This window comes from Paucisalibacillus globulus DSM 18846 (assembly GCF_000482485.1).
GTDB lineage: Bacteria > Bacillota > Bacilli > Bacillales > Amphibacillaceae > Ornithinibacillus > Ornithinibacillus globulus.
In genome coordinates, this window is record NZ_KI519436.1 from 1 (window position 1) to 26061 (window position 26061).

At 35.8% G+C, this 26061-nt stretch carries 25 protein-coding genes, 2 tRNA genes, 1 riboswitch and 1 other annotated feature; of the genes, 23 read left to right on the forward strand and 4 right to left on the reverse strand.

All coding sequences use genetic code 11. The features are described 5' to 3' along the window. Positions 1–81 precede the first annotated feature (81 nt). From K332_RS0113835 to K332_RS0113870, 8 genes are all read left to right on the forward strand, one after another. Positions 82–158 (forward strand) — tRNA-Met (locus tag K332_RS0113835). Between the two features lie 122 nt (positions 159–280). Then, a tRNA-Asp gene (locus K332_RS0113840) sits at positions 281–357 on the forward strand. A gap of 124 nt (positions 358–481) precedes the next feature. Next, entirely contained in the window at positions 482–1465 is a 984-nt protein-coding gene (thiL, locus tag K332_RS0113845; RefSeq protein ID WP_342665463.1) for a thiamine-phosphate kinase, read from the forward strand. A 4-nt stretch (positions 1466–1469) separates the two neighbouring features. Then, positions 1470–1925, forward strand: a complete 456-nt coding sequence (gene tsaE, locus K332_RS0113850; RefSeq protein WP_026907995.1) for a tRNA (adenosine(37)-N6)-threonylcarbamoyltransferase complex ATPase subunit type 1 TsaE — start codon at positions 1470–1472, stop codon at positions 1923–1925. 16 nt (positions 1926–1941) lie between these two features. Further along, positions 1942–2646, forward strand: a complete 705-nt coding sequence (tsaB, locus tag K332_RS0113855) for a tRNA (adenosine(37)-N6)-threonylcarbamoyltransferase complex dimerization subunit type 1 TsaB (RefSeq protein WP_026907996.1) — start codon at positions 1942–1944, stop codon at positions 2644–2646. Further along, a complete protein-coding gene (gene rimI / locus K332_RS0113860) occupies positions 2639–3088 on the forward strand; it encodes a ribosomal protein S18-alanine N-acetyltransferase (RefSeq protein WP_026907997.1) in 450 nt (149 codons plus the stop codon). Before tsaB ends, rimI begins: the two co-directional genes overlap by 8 nt. Further along, positions 3082–4089 carry a tRNA (adenosine(37)-N6)-threonylcarbamoyltransferase complex transferase subunit TsaD gene (tsaD, locus tag K332_RS0113865; protein WP_156914212.1) on the forward strand — a complete coding sequence of 336 codons (1008 nt, stop codon included), beginning with the start codon at positions 3082–3084 and terminating at the stop codon, positions 4087–4089. The genes rimI and tsaD overlap by 7 nt, the downstream gene beginning before the upstream one ends. A 262-nt stretch (positions 4090–4351) precedes the next feature. After that, positions 4352–4786: a hypothetical protein gene (locus tag K332_RS0113870; RefSeq protein ID WP_026907999.1), complete on the forward strand. Its 435-nt coding sequence runs from the start codon at positions 4352–4354 to the stop codon at positions 4784–4786. Between the two features lie 39 nt (positions 4787–4825). Here K332_RS0113870 and K332_RS0113875 read toward each other — a convergent pair whose 3' ends face one another. Next, the gene (locus K332_RS0113875; protein WP_026908000.1) at positions 4826–6748 is read right to left on the reverse strand and encodes an ABC-F family ATP-binding cassette domain-containing protein; all 1923 of its coding nucleotides are present in this window, start codon (positions 6746–6748) and stop codon (positions 4826–4828) included. A gap of 187 nt (positions 6749–6935) precedes the next feature. On the opposite strand from K332_RS0113875, the gene K332_RS0113880 reads away from it, so the two are divergent. Beyond that, a complete protein-coding gene (locus K332_RS0113880) occupies positions 6936–7583 on the forward strand; it encodes a redox-sensing transcriptional repressor Rex (protein ID WP_026908001.1) in 648 nt (215 codons plus the stop codon). A gap of 33 nt (positions 7584–7616) precedes the next feature. On the opposite strand, the gene K332_RS0113885 is transcribed toward K332_RS0113880, so the two are convergent. Together K332_RS0113885 and K332_RS0113890 are read right to left on the reverse strand one after the other, a co-directional pair. Next, positions 7617–7832: a YdiK family protein gene (locus K332_RS0113885; protein ID WP_026908002.1), complete on the reverse strand. Its 216-nt coding sequence runs from the start codon at positions 7830–7832 to the stop codon at positions 7617–7619. 6 nt (positions 7833–7838) lie between these two features. Further along, the gene (locus tag K332_RS0113890) at positions 7839–8552 is read right to left on the reverse strand and encodes a CPBP family intramembrane glutamic endopeptidase (RefSeq protein ID WP_026908003.1); all 714 of its coding nucleotides are present in this window, start codon (positions 8550–8552) and stop codon (positions 7839–7841) included. 245 nt (positions 8553–8797) lie between these two features. Between K332_RS0113890 and groES the strand changes: the two genes are divergently transcribed. The 8 genes from groES to K332_RS0113925 all read left to right on the forward strand — a co-directional run bounded on the left by groES (position 8798) and on the right by K332_RS0113925 (position 17357). Further along, positions 8798–9082, forward strand: coding sequence for a co-chaperone GroES (groES, locus tag K332_RS0113895; protein WP_026908004.1), 285 nt, complete (start codon positions 8798–8800; stop codon positions 9080–9082). A 41-nt stretch (positions 9083–9123) separates the two neighbouring features. Continuing rightward, positions 9124–10752: a chaperonin GroEL gene (groL, locus tag K332_RS0113900; protein WP_026908005.1), complete on the forward strand. Its 1629-nt coding sequence runs from the start codon at positions 9124–9126 to the stop codon at positions 10750–10752. Positions 10753–11071: 319 nt separating this feature from the next. Further along, entirely contained in the window at positions 11072–12301 is a 1230-nt protein-coding gene (gene fabF / locus K332_RS0113905; protein ID WP_026908006.1) for a beta-ketoacyl-ACP synthase II, read from the forward strand. 39 nt (positions 12302–12340) lie between these two features. Beyond that, positions 12341–14089 carry a class I adenylate-forming enzyme family protein gene (locus K332_RS0113910; RefSeq protein ID WP_051359471.1) on the forward strand — a complete coding sequence of 583 codons (1749 nt, stop codon included), beginning with the start codon at positions 12341–12343 and terminating at the stop codon, positions 14087–14089. Positions 14090–14117: 28 nt separating this feature from the next. Next, positions 14118–14585, forward strand: a complete 468-nt coding sequence (locus K332_RS0113915; RefSeq protein WP_026908008.1) for an acyl-CoA thioesterase — start codon at positions 14118–14120, stop codon at positions 14583–14585. Positions 14586–14844: 259 nt separating this feature from the next. Continuing rightward, on the forward strand, positions 14845–15000 hold the full coding sequence (locus tag K332_RS24875) for a helix-turn-helix domain-containing protein (protein WP_084288030.1): 156 nt from the start codon (positions 14845–14847) through the stop codon (positions 14998–15000). Positions 15001–15683: 683 nt separating this feature from the next. Beyond that, on the forward strand, positions 15684–16472 hold the full coding sequence (locus K332_RS0113920; protein ID WP_156914203.1) for a hypothetical protein: 789 nt from the start codon (positions 15684–15686) through the stop codon (positions 16470–16472). 108 nt (positions 16473–16580) lie between these two features. Further along, the gene (locus K332_RS0113925) at positions 16581–17357 is read left to right on the forward strand and encodes an alpha/beta fold hydrolase (RefSeq protein WP_026908010.1); all 777 of its coding nucleotides are present in this window, start codon (positions 16581–16583) and stop codon (positions 17355–17357) included. Positions 17358–17581: 224 nt separating this feature from the next. On the opposite strand, the gene K332_RS0113930 is transcribed toward K332_RS0113925, so the two are convergent. Then, complete coding sequence (locus K332_RS0113930; RefSeq protein WP_051359472.1) at positions 17582–18127, reverse strand: TetR/AcrR family transcriptional regulator; 546 nt, start codon at positions 18125–18127, stop codon at positions 17582–17584. A 170-nt stretch (positions 18128–18297) separates the two neighbouring features. Here K332_RS0113930 and K332_RS0113935 point away from each other — a divergent pair, with 170 nt between their 5' ends. From K332_RS0113935 to K332_RS0113960, 6 genes are all read left to right on the forward strand, one after another. Then, entirely contained in the window at positions 18298–19734 is a 1437-nt protein-coding gene (locus K332_RS0113935) for a DHA2 family efflux MFS transporter permease subunit (RefSeq protein WP_026908012.1), read from the forward strand. Between the two features lie 246 nt (positions 19735–19980). Next, a riboswitch (Lysine riboswitch) is annotated at positions 19981–20159 on the forward strand. A 148-nt stretch (positions 20160–20307) separates the two neighbouring features. After that, positions 20308–21510, forward strand: a complete 1203-nt coding sequence (locus K332_RS0113940; RefSeq protein ID WP_026908013.1) for an aspartate kinase — start codon at positions 20308–20310, stop codon at positions 21508–21510. A 129-nt stretch (positions 21511–21639) separates the two neighbouring features. Continuing rightward, positions 21640–21908 (forward strand) — a binding site (T-box leader). Between the two features lie 60 nt (positions 21909–21968). Further along, positions 21969–22829, forward strand: a complete 861-nt coding sequence (locus K332_RS0113945) for an SAM hydrolase/SAM-dependent halogenase family protein (RefSeq protein ID WP_026908014.1) — start codon at positions 21969–21971, stop codon at positions 22827–22829. A 47-nt stretch (positions 22830–22876) separates the two neighbouring features. Continuing rightward, positions 22877–23425: an ECF-type riboflavin transporter substrate-binding protein gene (locus tag K332_RS0113950; protein WP_026908015.1), complete on the forward strand. Its 549-nt coding sequence runs from the start codon at positions 22877–22879 to the stop codon at positions 23423–23425. A 24-nt stretch (positions 23426–23449) separates the two neighbouring features. Continuing rightward, positions 23450–25171: an ABC transporter ATP-binding protein gene (locus K332_RS0113955; RefSeq protein ID WP_026908016.1), complete on the forward strand. Its 1722-nt coding sequence runs from the start codon at positions 23450–23452 to the stop codon at positions 25169–25171. Next, complete coding sequence (locus K332_RS0113960) at positions 25153–25983, forward strand: energy-coupling factor transporter transmembrane component T family protein (RefSeq protein WP_026908017.1); 831 nt, start codon at positions 25153–25155, stop codon at positions 25981–25983. The genes K332_RS0113955 and K332_RS0113960 overlap by 19 nt, the downstream gene beginning before the upstream one ends. Positions 25984–26061: the final 78 nt, after the last annotated feature.

Genomic DNA, 26061 nt, shown 5'->3' on the forward strand with positions numbered 1-26061 from the left:
AAGCTTTTAGATGCAGGGGTCAGAAACAAAAATATTGCGCTACAAAATAGTGCATGAACCAAATTAAATACTTTTTATTATCGCGGGGTGGAGCAGTCTGGTAGCTCGTCGGGCTCATAACCCGAAGGTCGTAGGTTCAAATCCTGCCCCCGCAACCAATTTACTCCAACTCACTACGTTGATTAATCTTCTTAGCTAGTTGGAAATTAGTAGTACTGTAAAGTGCAAAAAGTAATTAGTTACATAGTAAATAAGAACATAACCCAAAATACTTAATTTTGGTCCGGTAGTTCAGTTGGTTAGAATGCCTGCCTGTCACGCAGGAGGTCGCGGGTTCGAGTCCCGTCCGGACCGCCACTTAATTCAATATTACATAATCAGACATGATTTCTACTGGAAATCATGTTTTTTGTTTTTTAAAGGTGTGTAGAATAGTATCTAATCCTTCTTTTTGCTATCATTAATATACAGTAAAGAAAGCATGGTGATTGAAATAGATGAATTTTCGTTTATAGACTCAATTCAACAATCACATTATAGGCAATCCTCACTTATAAAAGGGATCGGTGACGATGCAGCAGTATTTCGACCTGATTATCAAGATGTTGTAACGGCTAAAGATATGTTTGTTGAAAAGGTTCATTTTGCAAGACATACGATGATGCCATTTCAAATTGGTTACAAGGCACTTGCTGCAAATTTATGTGATATGGCAGCAATGGGGGCGAAGCCAGCTTTTTACTTAGTCGGAATTTCTATTTCAGAAGAATGGTCATTAGATGAAATCAGTGAAATTTTTAACGGGATGAAAAGTATAGCGGATACACATAAAGTAGATCTTATTGGTGGAGACACTGTTTCTGGAAATGAGTTGGTAATTTCTATAACGGTGATAGGATTTACAGATAAGAGTAGTGCTCGATATCGAAGTGAGGCGCGAGAAGGGGATATAGTCTTTGCTACAGGGACTATTGGAGATTCACAAGCAGGTTTTCATATATTAAATAACCCTGGTACGTATGAAGGTGAAGAGTATTTTATTAAAAGACATCAAATGCCCAGTCCAAGAATCGAATTTGCTCAGGATTTGCAGAAATTAACAAGACTTGCCTTGAATGATATTAGTGATGGGATTGCTAGTGAAGCACATGAAATTGCTGATGCCTCACAGGTAACCATTGTGATTAATGAGGAAAGAATACCAATTCACTCCTTATTTAATCAATTTAGTACTGATTTACAATACAGGTGGAAGCTTTTTGGTGGGGAAGACTATGAATTACTTGGTACAGTACCTATTAAGGACTGGAATATGGTGATGGAGGCTGCTAGTCAGCAAAATATATGTGTAACTGAAATTGGCTATGTAACATCAAAGCGGTTGGATGGTCAAGTTTTTCTACAGCGTAAAAATGGTCATATAGAACGATTAGAGAAAAGGGGATATAACCACTTAAGTAGGTGACATTATGAGTAAGTATAAGGTAGAAACACATTCTGCAGAAGATACAATAGAATTAGCAAATAGACTGGCTACCCTCATTTCACCAGGCGATGTAATAACATTAGAAGGTGATTTAGGTGCAGGAAAAACGACATTTACAAAAGGAATTGCCACTGGTCTTGGTATTACTAGGACTTTGAGTAGTCCAACCTTTACAATAGTTAAGGAGTATGAAGGCAAAGTACCTCTTTACCATATGGATGTTTATCGTTTAGAAGGATCGGATGAGGATATTGGTTTTGATGAGTACTTTCATGGTAATGGAGTTGCTGTAGTGGAGTGGGCACAGTTTATTGAGGATTATTTACCTCAGAATCGTTTAAATATCATCATAAAATATTTAAACGAGGATTCAAGAATGATTATGTTTGAACCAGTAGGTGAACATTTTGAAGAAGTTGTAAAGGAAATTTTAGCGTAAAGAAGGAGTTACATAGATGCAGATACTTGCAATTGACACGTCTAATCAATCATTAGGTGTCGCATTAGTAAGGGATAATGAAATAGTAGGAGAAATTGTAACCAATATAGCTAAGAATCACTCTGTAAGGTTAATGCCTGCCATTGATTACCTGATGAAGGAATTAACAATTACACCAGAACAGTTAGATATGATAGCAGTTGCGAAGGGGCCAGGGTCCTACACAGGGGTTAGAATCGGACTTACAACTGCAAAGACATTAGCATGGTCTTTAAATATTCCTATTGTAGGGGTATCAAGTCTTGAAATCTTAGCGTATCGTGCTAGGTTTTCTAATTCGTTAATATGCCCATTCTTTGATGCAAGAAGAGGATTAGTATATACAGGACTATATGAAGCTAAGGAAGATAAATTAATGCTTGTAGAAGAAGAACAAAATACCCTTCTCTCTGATTGGCTTGAACATCTTATAGCTACCAAGAAAAAAGTTATTTTCCTTAGTCCCGATATAGAGAAGCACGCGGAAATTATCAAAGAAAAAATGGGTGAGTATGCTGAAATTCCAGAGATAGCTTATCATATTGCAAAACCTTCTGATTTGGCAATTGCAGCTTTTGATAAAGAGATTGATGATACACATACATTAACACCAAATTACTTGCGATTAGCTGAGGCAGAGGTAAATTGGCTAAAGGCTCAAAAGGAAAAACAGAATGGCTGAATTAACAATTAGAAAAATGGAGTTAGAAGATATAAATCAAGTAATGTTTGTGGAGTTATCTTCATTTACCTCTCCATGGACGGAAGAGATTTTTATACAGGAATTAAAAGAAAACCAACATGCTCATTATTATATAATAACTATTGATGAGAAAGTAATTGGATATGTTGGAATGTGGATTGTTTTAGATGATGCACAGATAACAAATATTGCAATACTCCCCGGGTACAGAGGACAAAAGTTAGGAGAAAAGCTATTTCGCTTTGCAATGCAGAGGGCAATTAGTTTGGGTGTAACTAAATTATCATTAGAAGTAAGGATAACAAATATAGTTGCACAGAAGATGTATCGTAAGTTTGGACTTGTTCCCGGAGGTATTCGGAAAAATTATTATACGGACAATCAGGAAGATGCGATTGTAATGTGGGTGAATTTATTATGAGTGATACTTATATACTTGGAATCGAAACAAGTTGTGATGAAACGGCTGTTGCTATTATAAAAAATGGCAGAGAGATCATCTCCAATGTAGTTGCTTCACAAATTGATAGTCATAAACGTTTTGGAGGGGTTGTTCCAGAGATTGCTTCAAGGCATCATGTGGAACAAATTACGTTAGTGTTAGAAGAGGCTTTCAATGAATCAGGGTTAAATTGGAATGATATCGATGCTATCGCAGTAACAGAGGGCCCAGGTTTAGTTGGAGCCTTATTAATCGGTGTTAATGCGGCTAAGGCACTAGCCTATGCAAAAAACAAGCCACTTGTTGGTGTACATCATATTGCAGGGCACATTTATGCAAATCGTCTGGAAGAGGAATTTCAATTTCCACTACTTGCTTTAATTGTTTCTGGTGGGCATACAGAGCTCGTTTTGATGAGGGAACATGGACATTATGAAGTAATTGGTGAGACACGTGATGATGCGGCTGGTGAAGCATATGACAAGGTTGCTAGAATGTTACATCTTCCTTATCCAGGTGGGCCTCATATTGATCGTCTAGCTGCTCGAGGTGAAGTAAGTATTGATTTTCCTCGTGCATGGTTAGAAGAGGATAGTTTTGATTTTAGTTTTAGTGGATTAAAGTCAGCGGTTATTAACAAAATCCACAATGCTAAACAAAAAGGTGAATCATTAAAAGAGGAAGATATTGCTGCAAGCTTCCAAGCAAGTGTCATTGATGTGCTTGCAACTAAAACCGTAAAAGCAGCAAAACAATACCAAGTAAAGCAAGTAATTGTGGCCGGTGGTGTAGCTGCGAATAAAGGCTTACGAGAAGAGCTAGAAGCTAAGTTTACTGAGACAGATATTCCACTGTTAATACCACCGTTAAAGCTATGTACGGACAATGCAGCAATGATTGCCGCTGCAGGTACAATCAATTATCAACAAGGGAAGCGTTCTGGACTTGAGTTAAATGCAAATCCATCATTGCAATTATAAAAATATCCACACGTGTGTGGATATTTTTTTGTTATCATTGTTATTTAGCAATTCATGCTGTTGACAATAATTGTGTATAACTTTTAATTTGCCTGTGGATATTGTGCATAACTTTGTTGATAACCGGTGTAATAGGTATTGTTCAGTGGATAACTTCTGTGGATATATAGAGTTGATGATTTTGAAAGAATTAATGGTTATAATTACCATTTGTATATATAATATAGTGAGAGGTAAATAGTAATAAAGGAGAGGAGAAAGGATGAAGAAGATATTCATGTCTATATTTCTTTTAAGTATTATATTATTAGTGGCATGTAGTGATAATCAGGAAGCAGATTTAGATGCTACTTTTGAGGGGACCCAGAAGATTGATGTCACTTATCCCCAAAATAATGAGATACTAATAACAATTGCAGATGAAAAAGAAATTGCGGACTTTGTGAAGCAACTTCGCTTAGATAATTGGAAAGTCGAAAAAACTCCTGCTGATGCTGCTGTAGAAAAGGAATTCAAATTATATCAGACTGAGACTGTGAAACTTGATAAATCGAGTTCAGATAAAAAAGAATTAAAAGAGATTGGTCAGTTCATTACTTATAAAGATATTCCATATGTTGACCTTCAAATAAATAAAATAACGTTTAGTTTCAAAGTTCCAGAAGAAGTAAGAAATTATCTTTCGGATTATAAATAAAAAAACTGGCAGGCTGAAAATTTCTCAACCTGCCAGTTCTTATTCCTCCTGAAGTATGGTCCATTCTTCCATTAACTTCTCAATTTCCTGTTTGACTTCATTCGTTTTGTTCGTATATTCCAGTGCTTTTTCATGATTTTCATAAACTTCGGGCTCTGTCATTTTTTCTTCTAGTATTACCAAATCTTCCTCTAATTTCTCAATATCTTCTTCTAATTTAGTGATTTGTCGTTCACGTTTACGATGTTCACTTTGACGTTTCTTTTCTTCCTTGAAATCTAGCTTTTTATCAATTGTTTCATTAGAAGCTTTTTCTACAGCTTCCAATCGTTCCAGTTCAGCTTCTTCTTGCTTTTTTTCCAAATAGTAATCATAGTCCCCTAAATAGACTGTTGCACTATTACGTTGCATTTCCACTACTTTGTCAGCAATCTTATTTATAAAGTAACGGTCATGAGACACAAATACAATCGTTCCAGGAAAATCGATTAGTGCAGCTTCTAGAATTTCTTTACTGTCAATATCTAGGTGGTTAGTTGGTTCATCAAGAATTAATAAGTTTGCTTTTTGCATTCTAAGTTTGGCAAGTGCCACACGAGCCTTTTCCCCACCACTAAGGGATTGGACAGGCTTTAATACATCGTCTCCAGAAAATAAAAAGTTACCAAGAACGGTGCGAATATCTTTTTCATTCACATGAGGGTATTCATCCCAGAGTTCATTTAACACTGTTTTGTGAGAACTTAGATTGGCTTGCTCTTGGTCATAGTAACCAATTTGAACATTGGTACCAAGTTGGATTGTTCCTTCAGTCGATTTTAGTCTTCCTAAAATATTTTTAAGTAAGGTAGTTTTTCCAACACCATTAGGACCAACTAAAGCAATACTTTCCCCACGAGAAACATGAATGGATATGTCTTTAAAAATCGGTTCTGCTTCATCTTCATAGCGGAAAGAGAGATCATCAATCTTTAACACATCATTACCAGTGCGTTTTGTAATTTCAAATGTAATGGATGCGGAAGATTCGTCACCTAATGGTTTATCTATCCGGTCCATCTTCTCCAGTTGTTTTCTCCTACTTTGTGCCCGTTTTGTTGTGGAAGCTCGTACAATATTTTTCTGAACAAATTCTTCTAATTTTTTAATCTCTGTTTGTTGTTTTTCAAATTCCTTCATTTCTTGTTCAAAGTTAAGAGCTTTTTGTTCAAGAAAATTACTATAAGAACCATGGTATTTCTTTGTCCGATGTCTGGAAACCTCATAAACAATGGATACTGTCTTATCAAGAAAGTATCGATCATGTGAAACGATTACCACTGCACCTGGATAACTAGATAAATATTTTTCTAGCCAAGATAACGTTTCGATATCTAAGTGGTTTGTAGGTTCATCTAAAATTAGTAAATTTGGCTTCTTAAGTAATAGTTTACCTAATGCAAGGCGAGTCTTTTGACCACCACTTAATTCGTTAATGGGAGTTTGGCTGTCAAAGTCTAAAAAGTTTAATCCAGATAGAACGGCTTTTATTTCGGACTCATAGCTGTATCCTCCATGTAAATCAAATTCTTGTTGCAAACGATCGTAATCCGTTAAGAGCTTCGTTTGTTCTAAGGGTTCTAATTGATTAACTTTCGCCATTTGTGCTTCCATTATTCGGAGTTTTTTCTCTTGCTGTATTAATTCATCAAAGACTTCTAACATTTCATTCCAAATCGTGTTATTAGATTCTAAGCCTGTATGTTGTGAAAGATAGCCTAAAGTAAGATCTTTAGGTTTTATTAATTCTCCAGAATCATAAGTCATTTCACCAGCCATAATCTTTAGTAATGTAGATTTTCCTGCACCATTACGACCAACAATAGCAACTCTATCTTTATTTTTAATTTCTATTTTAATATTCGCCAGTATCTCTTCTGCACCGAATGATTTCGAAATATCATTTAATTGCATGATTATCATAATTGTCACCTCTAGTAGTTTCAGTTTATCCAAACTTTAGGATTCGGGCAATATAATTGTGAATATGTGAAAAATATCACGACTTATCTTGAAAAATTTGTTAATATAGAATTAATGAAGAAAATGTACCGTACATGAGATGTTTCTTCTTAGACATACTAGGACTGATAGTAAGGAGGAAAATCAGTTGGAACAAAATAAAATTCCACAAGCTACTGCAAAAAGACTCCCGTTATATTATCGATTTTTAAACAACTTACAAATACAGGGAAAAACACGTGTTTCTTCAAAGGAATTAAGTGAGGCTGTTAAAGTAGATTCAGCTACTATACGAAGAGATTTCTCTTATTTCGGTGCCCTTGGTAAGAAGGGTTATGGGTACAATGTCGAATATTTACTAGGATTTTTCAGAAAAACATTAGATCAGGATGAACTTACCGATGTGGCATTAATTGGTGTAGGTAATCTAGGAACAGCATTTTTAAACTATAACTTTACTAAAAACAATAATACGAAGATCGTATGTGCATTTGATGCAGATCCAAATAAGTCTGGTACAGAAATTGGTGGAGTACCGATTTACCATATTGATGAACTAGAAGAAAGATTAGGAAATGTAAAGGTTGCGATTCTAACTATTCCTGCGATGGAAGCGGATCGTATAACGGAACGATTAGTTTCAAAAGGGGTAAAAGGAATTCTAAACTTTACTCCAGCACGTATATCGGTTCCTGATGATGTTCGGGTGCATCATATTGATTTAGCAATAGAATTACAAGCCTTAGTTTATTTCCTGAAACATTATCCTTTAGAAATGAAAGAAGAAATTCTTTAAACCAAAAAAATAAGAAGGAAAGCACTTTACGTGCTATTCCTTCTTATTTTTTTGGTTCTTAATTTTTTTTACCTTGTAATGTAATCGCATGTATCGAATTCCAGCTCCGAAGTCTAAAGTTGCAATTAGGGCTAGGAGAACCGTAATAAAGTTCCAAACGGTTTCATCGGCACTCTGAATAGCTGCGTATATAAATAGAATTCCCATGGCAAAATAGATGAGGGCCATGGTTCTAGCGGTAATTCTCATAAAATGTTAACCTCCGATTAGAATCATTTGTACTTGATTCAATTGCTCTTGGATTTTTTCTATTTTTTCGGGAGTTAAGAAAAACTGGACAATGACAGATATAGAGTTTAATGTCATGTGCACAATGATCGGAACAATGATTTTTTTCGTTTTTACGTATAAAAAGGCAAAGACAAATCCCATTGATGCATAGATTAAAATGTGCTCAGGTTCACCATGAATAATCCCGAATATTAAAGCGGATAGTAATGCTGCAATAAAGAAATTGGTTCGCTTATATAAAGAACCAAAAATAATCTTCCGGAAAATAACTTCTTCTAAAATTGGTGCAACGATTGCTGGAATGATTGCAAATAATGGTATAGTACGTGTTATGTTCATGATACCTTCCGTATTCTCAGAACCTATTTCAATACCAAATACTTCAGTTTCAAGAATAGATGCAATGGCTTGTGCAAAGTAAGCCATGAATACTCCTAGTATAGACCATATCACGATATCACTCGTAAACCAACTGCTTCTAGTTTGTTCCATTTTCATATCTGGTTTCATAATAAGTAGGACAATGACTAAACCAACAATAAAGCTAAAGATGGAATAATAAATTAAAGATTCGGCTTTATGGTTTGGGAAAATTTGAAATAGAATTGGACGTAAAGCAGGTCCAGAAAGTTGCATGATTACATAGGTCAGGATTACCCACCAATATCGTTTTGGCAAGAATTTTCAGCTCCTTAAAGGCGATGTGGTTTGTAATAATATAGAAAAAAACAATTCCTGTGTATTTTATCATATTCAAGCCGTACATTATAATAGAATCAACTTGGACAAGAAAAATAAAAAAACATAACACTATACTTGCAAAACGCAGAAAAATTATTTATTATAATAATTGGAATTAGCACTCAGGGAAAGAGAGTGCTAACAAATAAAAATTATGGAAAAGAATTAAGGAGGTTTTCTTCATGATTAAACCACTAGGAGATCGTGTAGTTATCGAGCTTGTTGAACTAGAAGAAAAAACAGCAAGCGGAATTGTACTTCCAGACTCTGCAAAAGAAAAGCCACAAGAAGGACGAATTGTTGCGGTTGGTACTGGCCGTGTAACAGATAGTGGAGAAAGAGTTGCACTTGAGGTTTCAGAAGGAGATCGTATTATCTTCTCAAAATTTGCTGGAACTGAAGTAAAGTATGACGGAAATGAATACTTAATTCTACGTGAAAGTGATATTTTAGCTGTAGTTCAATAATAAATTTTTCGAATAAAAATCTTTAGAGGAGGGCATTTCAAATGGCTAAAGAAATTAAATTTAGTGAAGACGCTCGTAGCGCTATGCTTCGTGGAGTAGATACATTAGCAAATGCTGTAAAAGTTACATTAGGACCAAAGGGACGTAATGTTGTATTAGATAAGAAATTTGGTTCACCTTTAATTACTAACGATGGTGTTACCATTGCTAAAGAAATTGAATTAGAAGATCAATTCGAAAATATGGGTGCTAAACTGGTATCTGAAGTTGCTTCTAAGACCAATGATGTTGCTGGGGACGGTACAACAACTGCTACTGTTCTTGCACAAGCAATGATTCGTGAAGGATTAAAAAACGTTACTGCTGGTGCAAATCCAGTTGGTATCCGTCGTGGAATTGAAAAAGCTGTAGCAACTGCTGTGGAAGAGTTACACGCTATTTCAAAACCAATTGAAAATAAAGAATCAATTGCACAAGTTGCTGCTATTTCTGCTGGTGATGACGAGGTTGGTAAATTAATCGCAGAAGCAATGGAGCGTGTAGGTAACGATGGTGTTATCACAATCGAAGAATCAAAAGGATTCACAACAGAACTTGAAGTGGTTGAAGGTATGCAATTTGACCGTGGATATGCTTCTCCATATATGGTTACAGACCAAGACAAGATGGAAGCTGTTCTAGATAATCCATACATTCTAATTACGGATAAGAAGATCGCAAGCATTCAAGAAATCTTACCAGTTTTAGAACAAGTTGTTCAACAAGGTAAGTCTCTTCTATTAATCGCTGAGGATGTGGAAGGTGAAGCACTTGCTACACTAGTACTTAACAAACTTCGTGGTTCATTCAATGCAGTAGCTGTTAAAGCTCCAGGATTTGGTGACCGTCGTAAAGCAATGCTTGAAGACATCGCAGTATTAACTGGTGGTCAAGTAATTACAGAAGATCTTGGTTTAGAGCTTAAGAGTACTACGATTGAACAATTAGGTACTGCATCTAAAGTAGTTGTTACAAAAGAACATACTACAGTTGTTGAAGGTGCAGGTAATCCGGAAGCTATATCTAGCCGTGTATCTCAAATTCGTGCACAAGCAGAAGAAACTACTTCTGAATTCGATAAAGAAAAATTACAAGAACGTCTTGCTAAATTAGCTGGCGGTGTAGCAGTAATTAAAGTTGGTGCTGCAACTGAAACAGAGTTAAAAGAACGTAAACTACGTATTGAAGACGCACTAAACTCTACTCGTGCTGCAGTGGAAGAAGGTATCGTTGCTGGTGGTGGTACAGCATTAGTTAACGTATACAGTAAAGTTTCTGGCCTTGCACTTGAAGGTGACGAAGCAACTGGTGCAAGAATTGTTCTTCGTGCACTAGAAGAGCCAGTACGTCAAATTGCTGAAAATGCTGGTTTAGAAGGCTCTGTAGTAGTTGAACGTCTAAAAGGCGAAGCGGCAGGACTTGGCTTTAACGCTGCAACTGGAGAATGGGTAAACATGGTTGAATCTGGTATTACAGATCCAGTTAAAGTTACTCGTTCTGCATTACAAAACGCTGCATCTGTAGCGGCTATGTTCCTAACTACTGAAGCAGTAGTTGCTGACATTCCTGAAGAGGGTGGCGGCGGAATGCCTGACATGGGCGGTATGGGTGGAATGGGCGGCATGATGTAATAAGCCGTCTGAACCCTTGAAGGATAAGGGTTTTGATGTAAGATGAGAGTGAAATGCTAACATTGAGTTTTTAGCGGAGGCTTCTCAAAAGTTTAAGTAAACTTTTGAGAAGCCTCTTTTTTATACTTCGATAATAAAGGATGCAATAATCATTTGGGGACATTTTGACAAAATCCAAGCTTAAATGCAGCGACACTTTATGGGAAATTTTAAATCGAAAATATACACATTAATACACCAACCCGATAAACTAATCGAATTCTATGATAAAATCAAGTTATTATGATAATTTAAAAACCTACAGAGAGGAAGCATTGCATTGAACCGTAGAGTAGTGGTGACTGGAATGGGTTCGATAACTTCACTTGGTGAGGACGTTCTTACATTATGGAAAAATATAAAAGCAGGAGAGTCCGGTATTAAAGTATTGGAATCAGAAGCGTTTACTGGAATTCAAACACAAATTGCCGGAAAGATTAATAATTTTAATGAAGAGAAATATTTAGACCGGAAAGAAATAAAACGTTATGACCCTTATATTCAATATGGTTATGTAGCGGCAATGGAAGCGTTAGAGCAAGCCAAACTAGATCTTGATTTAGTGGATAAAGATCGTATGGGAGTTTATGTTGGCTCGGGTGCAGGTGGTATTCAAACACTTTTACAAAATTATGATACTTTACATGAAAAAGGAGCAAGACGTGTCTCGCCTTTTGCTATTCCCTATTCAATTAATAATATGGGAACTGGAATTATTTCGATTAAGACTGGTTTTCGTGGACCAAGTTTAGCGACCGTTTCAGCTTGTGCAACGAGTAACCATGCAATTGGTGAAGCCTACTTAAAAATTAAGCACGGTTACGCAGATGGTATTTTAGCAGGTGGTGCAGAAGCGACGATTACACCACTTTATTTTGCAGGCTTTTCAAAAATGCGGGCAATGTCTGTACGTAATGAGGCTCCAAAAGAAGCTTCAAGACCATTTGATCAGGAGCGTGATGGCTTTGTCATGTCAGAGGGTGCCGGAGTATTATTTTTAGAAGAATATGAGCATGCAAAAAATCGCAATGCAACCATTCTTGGAGAAATTGTTGGGTATGGTAGCACAACCGACGCACATCACATAACAGACCCAAATCCAAAAGGGGCAGTAAAAGCTATGCAACTAGCACTCGAACAGGGCGGATTACATCCAGAAGAAGTCGACTATATTAATGCACACGGAACAAGCACTCTGGCGGGCGATGTTTCTGAAACGAATGCAATTAAAGATGTGTTTGATACCTATTCTCAAAAATTAAAAGTAAGTTCCACAAAATCAATGACAGGACATCTATTCGGAGCGGCAGGAGCAGTAGAATCAATTATTACATTAAAGGCAATGGAAGAAAGTCTTTTCCCACCAACGATTAACTTGCATAACCCAGACCCGGAATGTGATTTAGACTACGTGCCAAACGAAGCGGTAAGTGGAAACATAAACATCGCACTATCCAATGGATTTGGATTTGGTGGTCATAATGCAGTTATTGCGTTTAAAAAAGTATGATGATAAGTAACTATAATTAATGGTTGACAGTACTACATTATGGAAGGGGTAATCATCATAACTACAAAAGAAATAGCATTTAAAGTAAGTATAGAAGCAAGAAGAGAAGCATTGGAAGCAAGGTACCCAATTTGGCGAAGAGATACGGTAGCCGAGCATTTTGAAAAAGCATGTAAAGAATACGTTAATCGTCCTTACATGTATATTCATAATAAAAGTTATACATATGAAGCAATCTGGGATATGGCGGTGACCTATGCTAAAGCATTAATGAATTTAGGTGTGAAGCGAAGAGAACATATCGCGACATATATGGAAAATGACGCTTCATTCCCGGCCCTCATGATTGCCTCTTCTATGGTTGGAGCCGTCTTTATCCCAATTAATTCGATGCTTAAAAAAGATGAATTGAAATATATTATTTCGCAATCAGATACCAACTATTTATTCGTGAAGCAATCAGAAAAAAATAAGAAGCAGTTAGATATCGTGTCCGACTTACTTGATGATAGTGAAATACAAGAATATAGTCGTTTGGAAAAGGTTATTTGTTTACTAAATGAAAAAGAAACAATTACTGACGCACGTTTCTTAGATGGAAATACGTTTCTTACTGATGGGGGCGCTATTTCAATGAGTGAGTTAGATGCCCGTTTTGAAGAATCGCGCTATCCAGACGAAGTAGCAATTATTATGTATACATCTGGTTCAACTGGGAGTCCCAAAGGTGTGATGTTGACCCATGATAATTTATTACGAGCAGGTTATGGTACGACATTAAGCCGTGCGATAGAAGATGCCCGCGTTACCTTTGCACCGCTTCCGTTCTATCATTGTTACGCCATTATCGAAGCAATTTTCTCGTTATCCTTTGTAGGGGGTTCGTTTATTTCTGCACAGGGAATGGCGCCGCTTGAATCCATGCAATTAATGGAAAAGTTTAAAGTGAATGATTACTTATGTGTACCAACCACATTACTCCCAGTGCTTAACCATCCAAAAGTAAAAGAATTTGATTTTTCCAATCTTTTCGCTATGTGGATTGGTGGTGCGGCTGCGCCAATACAGGTTTGGAAACAGGCTGTTGAAATTTTTAAGCTAACGGAGATAATTACTGGCTATGGTCAAACTGAAGTTGCATCTTCCGGAGTAACAACAGAGCTTGGCGATTCCTTGGAAACGATAACAACACGTGTTGGCAGACCCAAAATCCATGGCGTATCAGCGCTATCAGAATTTAATGACAGTGCCGTTCAATATGTAACAGTAGATCCTGAGACAGGTGAAAGTCTTCCAAAAGGGGCTATTGGTGAATTAGTCGTTCGTGGTGCAACTGTGACATGTGGTTATTATAATAAACCAAAAGAGACGGCAAAAACAATTGATAAAGATGGTTGGTTACGAACAGGTGATGTCGGACGAATTGATGAAAAGGGGTATTTACAAATACTTGGGAGAAGTAAAGAAATGTATAAAGTGTCTGGAGAGCTCGTATCACCTCGAGAAATAGAAATTGTCATATCTGAACATCCGGCCGTAAGTCAAGTGAACGTCATCGGTGTACCTGACCTTCGTACTTCAGAAATTGGAGCTGCTTTTATTGAATTAAAAGATGGGCAGACCTTAACAAGAAAAGAAATTATCGATTGGTGCGCACCGAAATTAGCAAAATTTAAAATGCCTCGTCATGTTTGGTTTGTAAAATCTGCAGAATGGCCGATGACAGGAACAGGTAAGGTTCAAAAGTTCCGTTTACAAGAACTTGCCAAGGAAAAATTAACGAGGTAACTAAGAATTTAGAAGTGGAGCGTTTTTAATGAGTGAATCTTGGCAGCAATATCAAATGCGCGTACCTTATAAAGATACAGATCAAATGGGTGTGGTGCATCATGGCAATTATATTTTTTGGTTTGAAGCTGCACGTATTGAATTCATGAGACATTATGGATTTTCTTATTTTGACTTAGAAGAGAGAGGATTTTATCTTCCAGTCATTGATGTCAATATAAATTATAAAAAATCAGCACATTTTGATGATGCGGTTGGGATATTTACGAAAATAAACAGTTTCTCACCAATCCGATTAACATTTTATTATGAAGCACGACGGATAAATAAAGAAGTTTCTAATCAAATAGATAACAATATATCCATTGAAACAAAGGGTGAATTGCTTGCTTATGGAACGACAGAGCATACGTGGATGAATGCGGACTGGAAGCCAGCTCGTATACATAAAACATTACCAGAGGTTTACCAAATATTAAAAAGTTTAACTTCATAAAAAAATGTAAAAGGAACTTAGGTTTGATATGCTCCCCCTACAGTAGACACTTTAAAAATAAAACTACTTTAGGGGGAGATTTTTTGTTACGCAGACGAGGTATGAAGCCGAATACCAAACGATCAAAAAATTCGAAAAAAAAGGTTCAAAATTAGCTTATTGTGTGAAGCTTTAGATGTGAGTCGCTCGGGTTATTATTAAGTGGTTAAATCGCAAACCAACGAAAACAGAGAAGCGTTTAGGACGCTTGATCAACTGAATTCAAAGAGTTTATGAAGAACAAAAAGGGATTTATAGTTATCGCCGAATCACGATTTATCTCAATCATTTCCTTAACGCTCAAGTGAACCATAAATGTGTTCATCGCTTGATGGAAGCCTCTTTTTTCATGTTGTTAATTCATTCAACAAGTTGACAACCTTTAGAGGAAAGTTGGAAAGTTTTTTGGGTTTTATTAGTACTTTTCTACTGCTATTTTCCCAAGTTTTTACAACGTTGTATAAGATAGAATGAAATATGAGGTGGAAAGCTTATATTGCATATTTGCTCCAATAGTAATGAGCCGGTACTAACAACAAAATAGTGTTATTAATTTTTGTCAGTATGTATGCCTAGTTTCTAAAGATTGTTAGCCCTATTTACACTTAATATAGTATATTACAAGCATACTAGTAATTTAGTTGATGTGAGGTTGATTGCAAATGATGGAGAAACATCAAGTTATTTCAGACACGTATCATTTTATTAGCGATATGTTACTGATTTTTATCCTAGGGATCCCAGTAATGCATTTTTTTTTATGGAACAGTTCCGTTTTTTAGTCATTTATTAATCATTCTATTGTCTTGTATTATTTTTACTTTAGTAGAAAGAGTAAATAATAATTATACTACTTTTATTTTTATGTTCCCAATCCTCCATTTACTCTTTTGGACTTTTAATTATCCATTGCTATTGAATCTTGTTTTTTCTGTTCTATTTATATGGAGATATTTAAACATTAGAAACGATTTAGTAACAAATAAAGGATTATCATACATAATATTAACAGGATTTTCTTCCGTATGTATGTATTTAATTACTAAAGAGATTGCAGTTATGATTTATTTAGTATTACAGTTTATAATTCTTGTATTTGGTTTCTTACTTAGCCAAATCGCTGTTGTAGATAAGCAAATTAGATCAAAATTAAATTATTATTTAGGCTTTTATTATATCGCTTTATTATCGTTAGTAGGTTTTGTGTGTTATTGGGTTATATCACAATTTTATCTATTTCAATTTTTGGACAAAATCGTTTATGTGATTTTGTCCTTCGTTGGACGGATAGTATATATCTTTCCATTTACAGAGGAATTTGAGTTTAAGAGAGCCCAAAATATTGCAGGTATGGGTACTGGTGAGGAAGGGGTGGAACATTCGAATTCCGCTCTTACCACGATTGCAAGTATTTTCGGGGTGAATGTTGTGATTGGTTTTTTTATTTCTTTGTTTGGAGTATTGATGTTGATGATGATATTTAGAAAGGATTATAGTCCTCTCGATGTAGCAAACAGTGGGAAAGTAGCAAATATAATAAGTACATCCTATAATTCATTAACCATGAAATCTCTTTTAAAACTTAACGTGAAGAATTTTTCAGTATATAAAAGGCATCCTGTTAGAAAATTGATTTATGATTTTGAGTGTAAAGCAAATAAGGGAAATTACGGGAGAAAGCCATTTGAAACTCTGGAGGATTGGTTACCGAGAATTGGCATACAAGAAAAGAACTTAGAGAGTTATCAAAGAATAAGATATGGCAACATGGATGTGAGTGAAAGAGAAGTTGAAGATTTAAAAAGAGAATTGGATATGATATATCTGTCTATTAAAGAAAAAAGATAATTAAGGGTTGTACGATTTCAGTGCAAACAAAAAATTAGTTAGGTACTCACCTATATTTATAAAAATGAATATCTTATAGTTAAAACTCTTTAATTAGGAGGAAACTTCATGGGATATTTCGTGACGGTAGATTCAGGTGTCAATTTATACGTAGAAGATGTTAACCCTGGAGGAAATAAGACGATTATATTTCTACATGGTTGGCCATTAAATCATAAACAGTTTGAGTATCAGTTCAATGTTCTTCCTGCGAAGGGCTACCGATGTATTGGAGTTGACTGGAGGGGGTTTGGGAAATCAGATAAACCGATGGGCGGCTACACGTTTGATAGGCTTGCAGATGATATCCGCTCCTTAGTTGTTACACTCCAATTAAACAATGTTACACTTCTAGGGCATTCAACTGGTGGGGCTATCGCAATACGATATGTATCTCGTCACAATAGTTTTGGAGTATCCAAACTTGTTCTTGTTGATGCGGCTGCTCCAACAGGATTCACCACAGAAACTGCTAATAACTTTCTTAAGGAAGTCCTAAATGATCGGCCAAAAATGATGCAGGATGTAACAGATGGTTTTTTCTTTCAGTATATAACTAAACCTTTCTCGGACTGGTTTATGCAAATGGGACTACAAGCAGCAAGTTGGTCAACTGCTGCTATTATCGTTACCTTAAGAGATGAAAAATTGTATGAAGATTTGCCGAAAATCAATGTTCCTACTTTAATCATTCATGGCATTCATGATAAAGTGATTCCATTTGAACAAGGACAAGAATTAAATAAAAAAATAACAAACTCTCAACTAGTCCCGTTTCATTATAGTGGTCATGGCGCTTTCTGGGAAGAACGTGATAAGTTTAATCGGCTATTAACTGAGTTTTAATATGGTATAAGTCAACTAATTTTAATTTAAAGTGTTTTTAAGCTATTAATTGAATACAGGAATTGGATGGGCATGATGTAATATTATCCCTTCAGTAAAAGAGCCCCTCTCAATAGTCAATTGACTTTTGAGAGGGGCTTCTTTTATTAATCAAACGTTTGATTAAATATATATAATTGTAAATCGTACATCTCGTAACATGTTTAAAAAGAACCTTGCCACTCTTAATGCCTCCGTGTTATCCATATCGACATTTGCGCGGCTATATATTCAGAACTATACTGTTTTCCATCACGAATCCACCACATTAATATCCCTAGAATAGAGGAGGCGATTATATCTTTTGAAACGGCATCTTCTGTAACTATCTTTTGTAGGTCACGTCTTGTCTGAACAAATTCTACAATAAAGTTATGGAGCTTATTTTGGAAGTCTTTCTCTTCAAATAACACAGACAGGTGCTTTCGATTTTGATAGAAATAATCTAAAAAGGCAAGCAGTTGTTCATCTAATACTATAGGTTCTAGCTGTAAAAAAGATGACAATTTATTAGACAAGTCGTCTAATATATCATAAACCACATGCCTTAATAAATCTTGCATGTCTACATAGTGTAAGTAGAATGTAGCACGATTTAGTTCTGCTTTTGTTGTTACTCCTTTAACGGTTAATTCCTGCAAATTTTGAGATTCATTTAATGATGCTATTACTGCTTCTTTCAATAATTTCCGGGAGCGAATAGCACGTGGATCTTCTTTCCTTGCAGACATCAAATCCCTCCATTATCTATTAAATCAACATATTAACAACGAAAAATATAAAAGTGTTGTATAGTTGACGGTTTACTAAAAATTGTTGGTGGTTTCTTAATATAAAACTTGTTACAATTCATTTTATCGTCATTGTGTTGATAAAGTAAAGAGGAGGATTATTAGTTCCCATGGATCAAAGAATAAATAAGAAAGTATTAGTGTTTGTGTTACTACTTGGAGGTTTTTTGTCAATTTTAAACCAAACACTATTAAACGTTGCACTAAGTAAATTTATGGAAGTGTTTGAAGTTGGTGCGACAACTGTACAATGGTTAGCAACAGGATTCATGCTCGTTAACGGTGTATTAATTCCCGTAACGGCTTTTTTAATGAAGCGTTTTTCAACACGTCAATTATTTATTAGTTCCATGCTATTATTATTAATTGGTTCTGTTTTTTGTGCGATTGCGCCAAATTTCTCCATTCTATTAATAGGGCGTATGATTCAAGCAGCGGGTGCAGGTATTATTATGCCACTTATGATGAGTGTCGTTATGTTTATCTTCCCACCTGAAAAGCGAGGGAGTGCTATGGGCTTATTAGGGTTAGCTATGATTTTTGCCCCGGCGATAGCACCAACATTATCTGGCTTCGTCATTGAATATGTATCATGGCGTTGGTTGTTTATTGGTTTAATCCCACTTGTAGGAATTGTTATATTATTAGCATTCAAATATTTAATTAATATTTCAGAAGGGTCAAAAGCAGAATTGGATGTATTGAGTGTTATCCTATCTACAGCTGGTTTCGGGTTAGTGTTATATGGATTTAGTAATGCTGGAAGTCATGGTTGGGATGATACGATAGTGTTAACATCCATTATTGTAGGTGTATTAGTGTTGGTATTATTTACAACACGTCAATTACGGGCAAGTGATCCTTTCTTAAATGTACGTGTATTCCAAAATAAAATATTTACAATGACATCTCTCATAAACATTATCGTAACAATGATGTTATATGCTGATATGATTTTATTACCAATCTATTTACAAGATGGCAGAGGCTTTACAGCATTTGACGCCGGATTGTTGTTATTACCAGGGGCTATTATTAATGCGATACTGTCTCCAGTTACCGGAAAATGGTATGATCGTTTCGGTGCGAAGCCATTATTCGTTATTGGTCTAATTTTTGTCATTCCATCGATGTGGGTTGTAACGGACTTAACAGAAATGACGTCATTTACTTACTTAATGATTCGTACAATATTTTTACGTATCGGTTTAAGTTTTATAACAATGCCACTGAACACAGCAGGATTAAATGCATTACCAAACAATCTTGTTACACATGGTACTGCCGTAAACAATACAGTTCGTCAAATTGCAGGTGCAATTGGTACAGCGGTAGTTGTAACTATTTATACTTCTAAAGCAACAGACTATGCAGGAGACCTAGCTACTCAAGGTGTGACAGAAGGAATTAAGGAATTAACATCTATTTTTGCCTCAGGTGACGCGTACTACTTTATGATGATTTTAGCGGTTATTGCCCTAGTAATTACAATTATGACACCGCTCAAAGGGCCTATACCACCAAAAAGTGTAGAAGAGGCAAAGTAAATGTATATCATATTCAAACAATATGACTTTAGATGTTTTCGAAACTACTGCTAAACATAGGATTATTTCAATTAGATAAATTGTAGAAGGAATAAATAATTCAGCTCCTCATAAGTAAGATTAACTTTTGGGGGAGCTATTTTATTTTGCTCATTCTCTAGTTTATTAAGTAGTTTGAAGAAATTTCTAGTTGCTTAGGTTTACAATTCTAAGAAAGTTTCGTATACTTACAATATTAATTGAATAATTAATGGATGAGGAGCAAAGGTCATCAGTAACTTATTACGTAAAGCTGCAAATTGTAATAAGCGAAAGGGGACTTTGCCGAAATGGAGTTCTGTATGCAGGCGGTACTCTGTTGGATTGTATATTAAGAGTATACAGTCTGTCATTATTCTTCGTGATAATGGAGTGCTTCCACTTGTATATAGGGCAGATTAAAAAAACAAGTCGGAATTTCCGGCTTGTTTTTTGTTTTATTCGGGGATATCCCTCGACAAAATCTAACAAAATTCGGGAAGTGACAGGCACCCAGAAAAACAGGGACCCAGACACAATGAAAGAGGGAAGTTTATGAAAAGAAATGTGCTTAAGTTTGGTGGAACGAGTGTTAGTAGTTTGGGGAGGATTAAGGATATTGCGGATTATTTGAAGGTCCGTGTGAATGAGGGGGAGCAGTTGATAGTTGTCGTTAGTGCGATGGGGAAAACGACAGATGCACTATTGGCCAATGTGCGTTCAATAACGAATTCGCCAAATGAGCAGGATTTGGCTGTACTGTTAACAACTGGTGAGCAACAAACCATTTCCTATTTATCTATTATCCTGAATGATCTTGGAGTAAGTTCGAAGCCTCTTACGGGTTATCAGGCTGGCATTGAAACGGTAGGACATCATTTGAAAAGTAAAATTTCGAAAATCAATACAAAGCTTTTTGAACAACTCTTTGATACATACGATGTGCTTATTGTTGCAGGCTTTCAAGGTTTTAATACAGAAAATGAAATTACTACACTAGGGCGTGGCGGCTCTGATACAACGGCTGTCGCACTTGCTGCCGCACACAGTTGCCCATGTGAAATTTATACTGACGTTGCTGGGGTTTATAGTACGGATCCTCGAATCTTTCCACAAGCAAAGCGTCTCCAAGTTGTTTCTTATGAGGAAATGATGGAAATGAGTGCACTCGGTTCAGGAGTCCTTGTGTCTCGAAGTGTAGAAATTGCAAAGAACTATAACATTCCAATTTATATAGGTAAAACACTATCGGAGGAGAAAGGAACATGGGTTATGTCAACTATAGAAATGCTAGAAAAAAAGGCGGTTACAGGTGTTGCGATTGATAAAGATATGATTCACGTGACATTGAATTATCCTGTATTCGATACACATCTGCTGGATGAATTATTTATCCAGTTAGAACAAGAAGAAGTCAATGTCGATATGATTTCGCAGATTACGAACAACGAAGGACTGCAACTGTCATTTACGATGAAAGACACGGAGGAACATCAAATTCAGAAAATCTTCTCTCATTTACAACAATATTACCCGGAACTCTATTTCAAAATTGAAAACCAATTTGTTAAAGTATCGGTAATTGGTTCAGGAATGCGTGATATGCCAGGTGTTGCTTCAAAAGTATTTCGTACTCTAATTGAATCAAATATTCCATTTCATCAAGTTACGACTTCGGAAATCAGTATTTCCTATGTAGTAGATGTTAAAAACGGTGAAAAAGCTGTACAACTTTTGTGTAGTCGATTTGAATTATAATTAAATTGATGCAAATATAGAAAAAAACTGCTCAGAGATTTTTTGAAAAATAAATTTACTAAAAACTCTTGCTTATTTTAAATTTATTAACTATAATAAATTCAATATTTAAATTGAATTATTTTACTTTTAAAGACGATGAAAAGGAAAAGTAGGATTTAGTTATTTTACACAGAGAGCTTCGGTAGCTGAAAAGAAGCGAAAATACAAATCTGAACAATGGCCTTGGAGTTTTGTGCTGAACGTATCGATTGATATTAGTAGGTTACAACGAGATTTGGTGCTCGTTATCAACACCACAGTATAAAGAGTTATTACAATTCGAGTACTTGATGAGGCTGTGTGTGTGAGCATGCAGTGAAGTAAGGTGGAACCACGTATCAAACCACGTCCTTACCGATTTTTCGGTAATGGCGTGGTTTTTTTATTTTTATTTACAACTATTGGAGGGGTAATTTATGAGTAAACAACATTTAGTATTACAAACAGATTTTGGACTTAGTGATGGTGCCGTTAGTGCCATGTATGGTGTAGCCCTGAGCGTTAACTCCGATTTAGGGGTTTATAATTTAACACACGAAATCCCGCAACATAATATCTGGGAAGGATCCTATCGACTTTTCCAAACGGTCAATTACTGGCCAAAAGGAACCGTATTTGTATCGGTTGTCGACCCTGGAGTAGGAACAGATCGCCTAAGTGTAGTAGTGAGAACGGCGAACAATCAATATATAGTTACTCCTGATAATGGAACGTTAACACATATTAAAGAAAGCGTTGGTATTGTTGAGGCGAGAATTATTGATGAGGAAGTAAACCGTCTACCAAATTCAGGTGAATCATATACTTTCCATGGTCGCGATGTATATGCCTATACTGGAGCTAGACTTGCTTCGGGGGTAATTACATATGAACAAGTAGGTCCATCATATGATGTAGATAAGCTTATTGAGTTACTACTAACAGAAGCCAGCTATACAGAAGAAGTAGTGACAGGAAATATTGATATACTAGATGTCCGGTTTGGAAACATATGGACGAATATTGGCCGTGATATTTTCAAAGAAATAGGAATTAGATATGGTGATGCCCTAGAGGTAACCATTGAGAATAATCGACGTCATATTTATAAGAATATTATTAAATTTGGTCGGTCCTTTGCCGATAGTAGGTTAGGGGAACCAATCTTGTTCGTCAATTCATTAGATAAAATTGGAGTAGCAATCAACCAGGGGTCATTTGCGAAGGCCTATCACATTGAGACAGGTGCTAACTGGAAAATAAGTATACGTAAAGCACAGGGAATTAATTATAATTAATTTTCATAAATAAATACTATATAAAAAAATAAAAAGGGGAATATAAAATGAAAAGACTTTCTATTAAAACTATTGTGGCAATTGGTATTGGAGCAGCTGTGTTTTTCGTTTTAGCGAAGTTTGTCGCTATACCTACTGGAATACCAAATACAACGATTCAAACATCTTATGCATTTTTAGCTTTAATGGCAGTTGTTTTTGGACCAATTGCTGGGGCACTTATTGGATTTATTGGGCATACGTTAAATGATGCGTTATCTTACGGGTCCGTATGGTGGAGCTGGGTTATTGTTTCATTATTTATTGGACTCTTTATTGGTCTTTTGGCAAGACGAATTGACGTAGGAAATGGAGAATTTGGTAAGAAACAAATTATCTCTTTTAATGTCATTCAAGCAGTTATTCAAGCAATTGGCTGGGGTGTTCTTGCCCCAATATTGGATGTAATTATTTACGCAGAACCTGCTAACAAGGTGTTTGCACAAGGAATTTTCGCAGGTATTTCAAACATTATTACAGTTGGAATTATCGGTACAATATTATTAGCTGCCTATGCAAAAACCCGTACAAAAAGTAATAGTTTAACGAAAGAATAAGCGATTGACCTGAAGGAGTCTACCATGAGAAAACCGATTATTGAGTTTAAGAATTTTTCATTCAAATATAAAAGTCAAATGGAACCAACATTACATCAAGTTAATTTAACGATATATGAAGGTGAAAAGGTAGTCATTGTTGGCCCATCAGGTTCTGGAAAGAGTACACTAGCCCATTGTATTAATGGGCTAGTTCCATTCTCGTACCAAGGTGAAATAGAAGGGAACTTAACCATTAAAGGACAAGTTACGAAATCACTAGATTTATTTTCACTATCAAAAATAGTGGGGACCGTTCTCCAGGATCCTGATGGACAATTTATAGGATTATCTGTTGGCGAGGATATCGCTTTTTCATTAGAGAATGAAGCTGTTCCACAAGAAAAGATGATTAGCCAAGTTGTTGATGTTTCGAAACTAGTGAACATGGAAGACAAGATTCAATCCTCTATTCATGAACTTTCAGGTGGCCAGAAACAACGTGTTTCATTAGCAGGAGTTATCGTTGAAGAAGTGGATATTTTGTTGTTTGATGAACCACTTGCTAATCTAGATCCTGCAACAGGTGAACAAGCAATGGCTCTGATAGATCAAATACAAAAAGAAACGAATACAACCGTTATTATAATTGAGCACCGGTTAGAGGATGTTTTAACACAGGATATTGATAGAGTAATAGTTGTAAACGACGGACGTATAGTTAGTGATAGGAATCCAAATGAATTACTAGCCTCCAATGTCTTGGAATCTTGTAGTCTTAGAGAACCACTATATGTCAAAGCATTGAAATATGCTGGTTGTAAAGTGACACCAGAGATGCATTCAGCAAGTATTGAAACATTGGTGTTGGATGAAAGTAAGGACAAGCTTTTCGAATGGTATGAAGCAACCATTCCAGCAACATATGAGAAAAAGGATTCTCCTATTCTCGAACTGCAAGATATAAATTTTTCCTATCATAAAGGTTTCCCCACTATTCAAAACGTTTCCTTAACTATTCATAAAGGAGAAATGGTTAGTATTGTTGGAACAAATGGTGCTGGAAAATCCACTTTGTCCAAACTAATTTGCGGCTTTGAAAAAATCCAATCGGGAAAAATCCTTTATAAGGGAGAAGACATTACTGAGGATACGATTTATGAGCGTTCCAATCGAATTGGTATGGTTATGCAGAACCCGAACCATATGATTTCTAAGCATATGATTTATGATGAAGTGGCACTAGGCTTGGTGATGCGCGGTGTACCAGAAGATGAGATTAAAAAGCGGGTAGAAGAAACACTTAAGGTCTGTGGGCTATATGGTTTTCGAAACTGGCCAATTTCCGCACTTAGCTTTGGACAAAAGAAGCGGGTAACCATTGCCTCTATATTAGTGCTTCAAACAGAAGTTCTGATTCTCGATGAACCAACGGCAGGTCAAGATTTACGTCACTATACGGAAATTATGGAATTTTTAACAGAACTAAATAGCCAAGGTGTAACTATTTTAATGATTACCCATGATATGCACTTGATGCTAGAGTATACATCGCGGGCTATTGCAATTGCTGATGGACAAGTTATTGCGGATAATTCTGCTGTCAATATTTTGACCAATTCAGAAGTAGTAGAAAAGACAAATTTAAAAGTAACATCCCTTTTTGAGTTAGCTGTGAAAGCTGGAATTAATAAACCAATAGATTTTGTATCAAGATTCATTGATTATGATAAGGAGGCACGGGTAACATGGCGCAAGAAATACTAAGCTTTATCGAACGAAAATCGCCTGTTCATTCCTTATCAGGGGCTACTAAATTAATTATTTTCATCTTATACTCAACAGCTGCAATGCTAACGTATGATACGAGGGTTCTTCTAGGGCTCTTAGTAATTAGTATTGCTATATTCATTGTTTCTAAGATTCGTATTCGAGAAATTGGGTTTATAATGGCATTTATTTTAGCTTTTTTGTTATTGAATAACATTGCAATCTATATTTTTTCTCCGCAAGAAGGAGTGAAAATATATGGTTCAAGTCATGTATTATTTGAAATTGTGGGACGATACAATGTTACCTTGGAACAACTATTTTATCATTTGAATATAACGTTAAAATACTTTGTTGTGATTCCAGCAGCTTTATTGTTTATAGTCACGACCCATCCAAGTGAATTCGCAGCATCACTAAATAAAATTGGCGTGAACTATAAGATTGCCTACTCTGTTTCACTGGCACTACGCTACATCCCTGATATACAGCGCGATTTTCGTACAATTGCACAGGCGCAGCAAGCGAGAGGGATAGATATTTCGAGAAAAGAAAAGCTTTTGAAGAGGCTTAAGAATGCCTCATCCATTATATTTCCACTGATATTTTCAACACTCAATCGGATTGAGGTAATTAGTAATGCGATGGAACTAAGAAGGTTTGGAAAGAAGAAAAACCGAACTTGGTATAATGAAAAGCCATTTCGAAAAGCAGATTATATTGTTTTGGTTGCCGGAAGTTTAATATTAGTATTATCACTAGTTATTACTTTTTATGATGGAAGTCGTTTTTATAATCCATTTTTATAATTAGGGCAAATGGGAAATCCATATGCCTCTTTCTATTCCTATAGCAAAAGAGCTAAAGTAGTCTAGTCTAAGACAGTA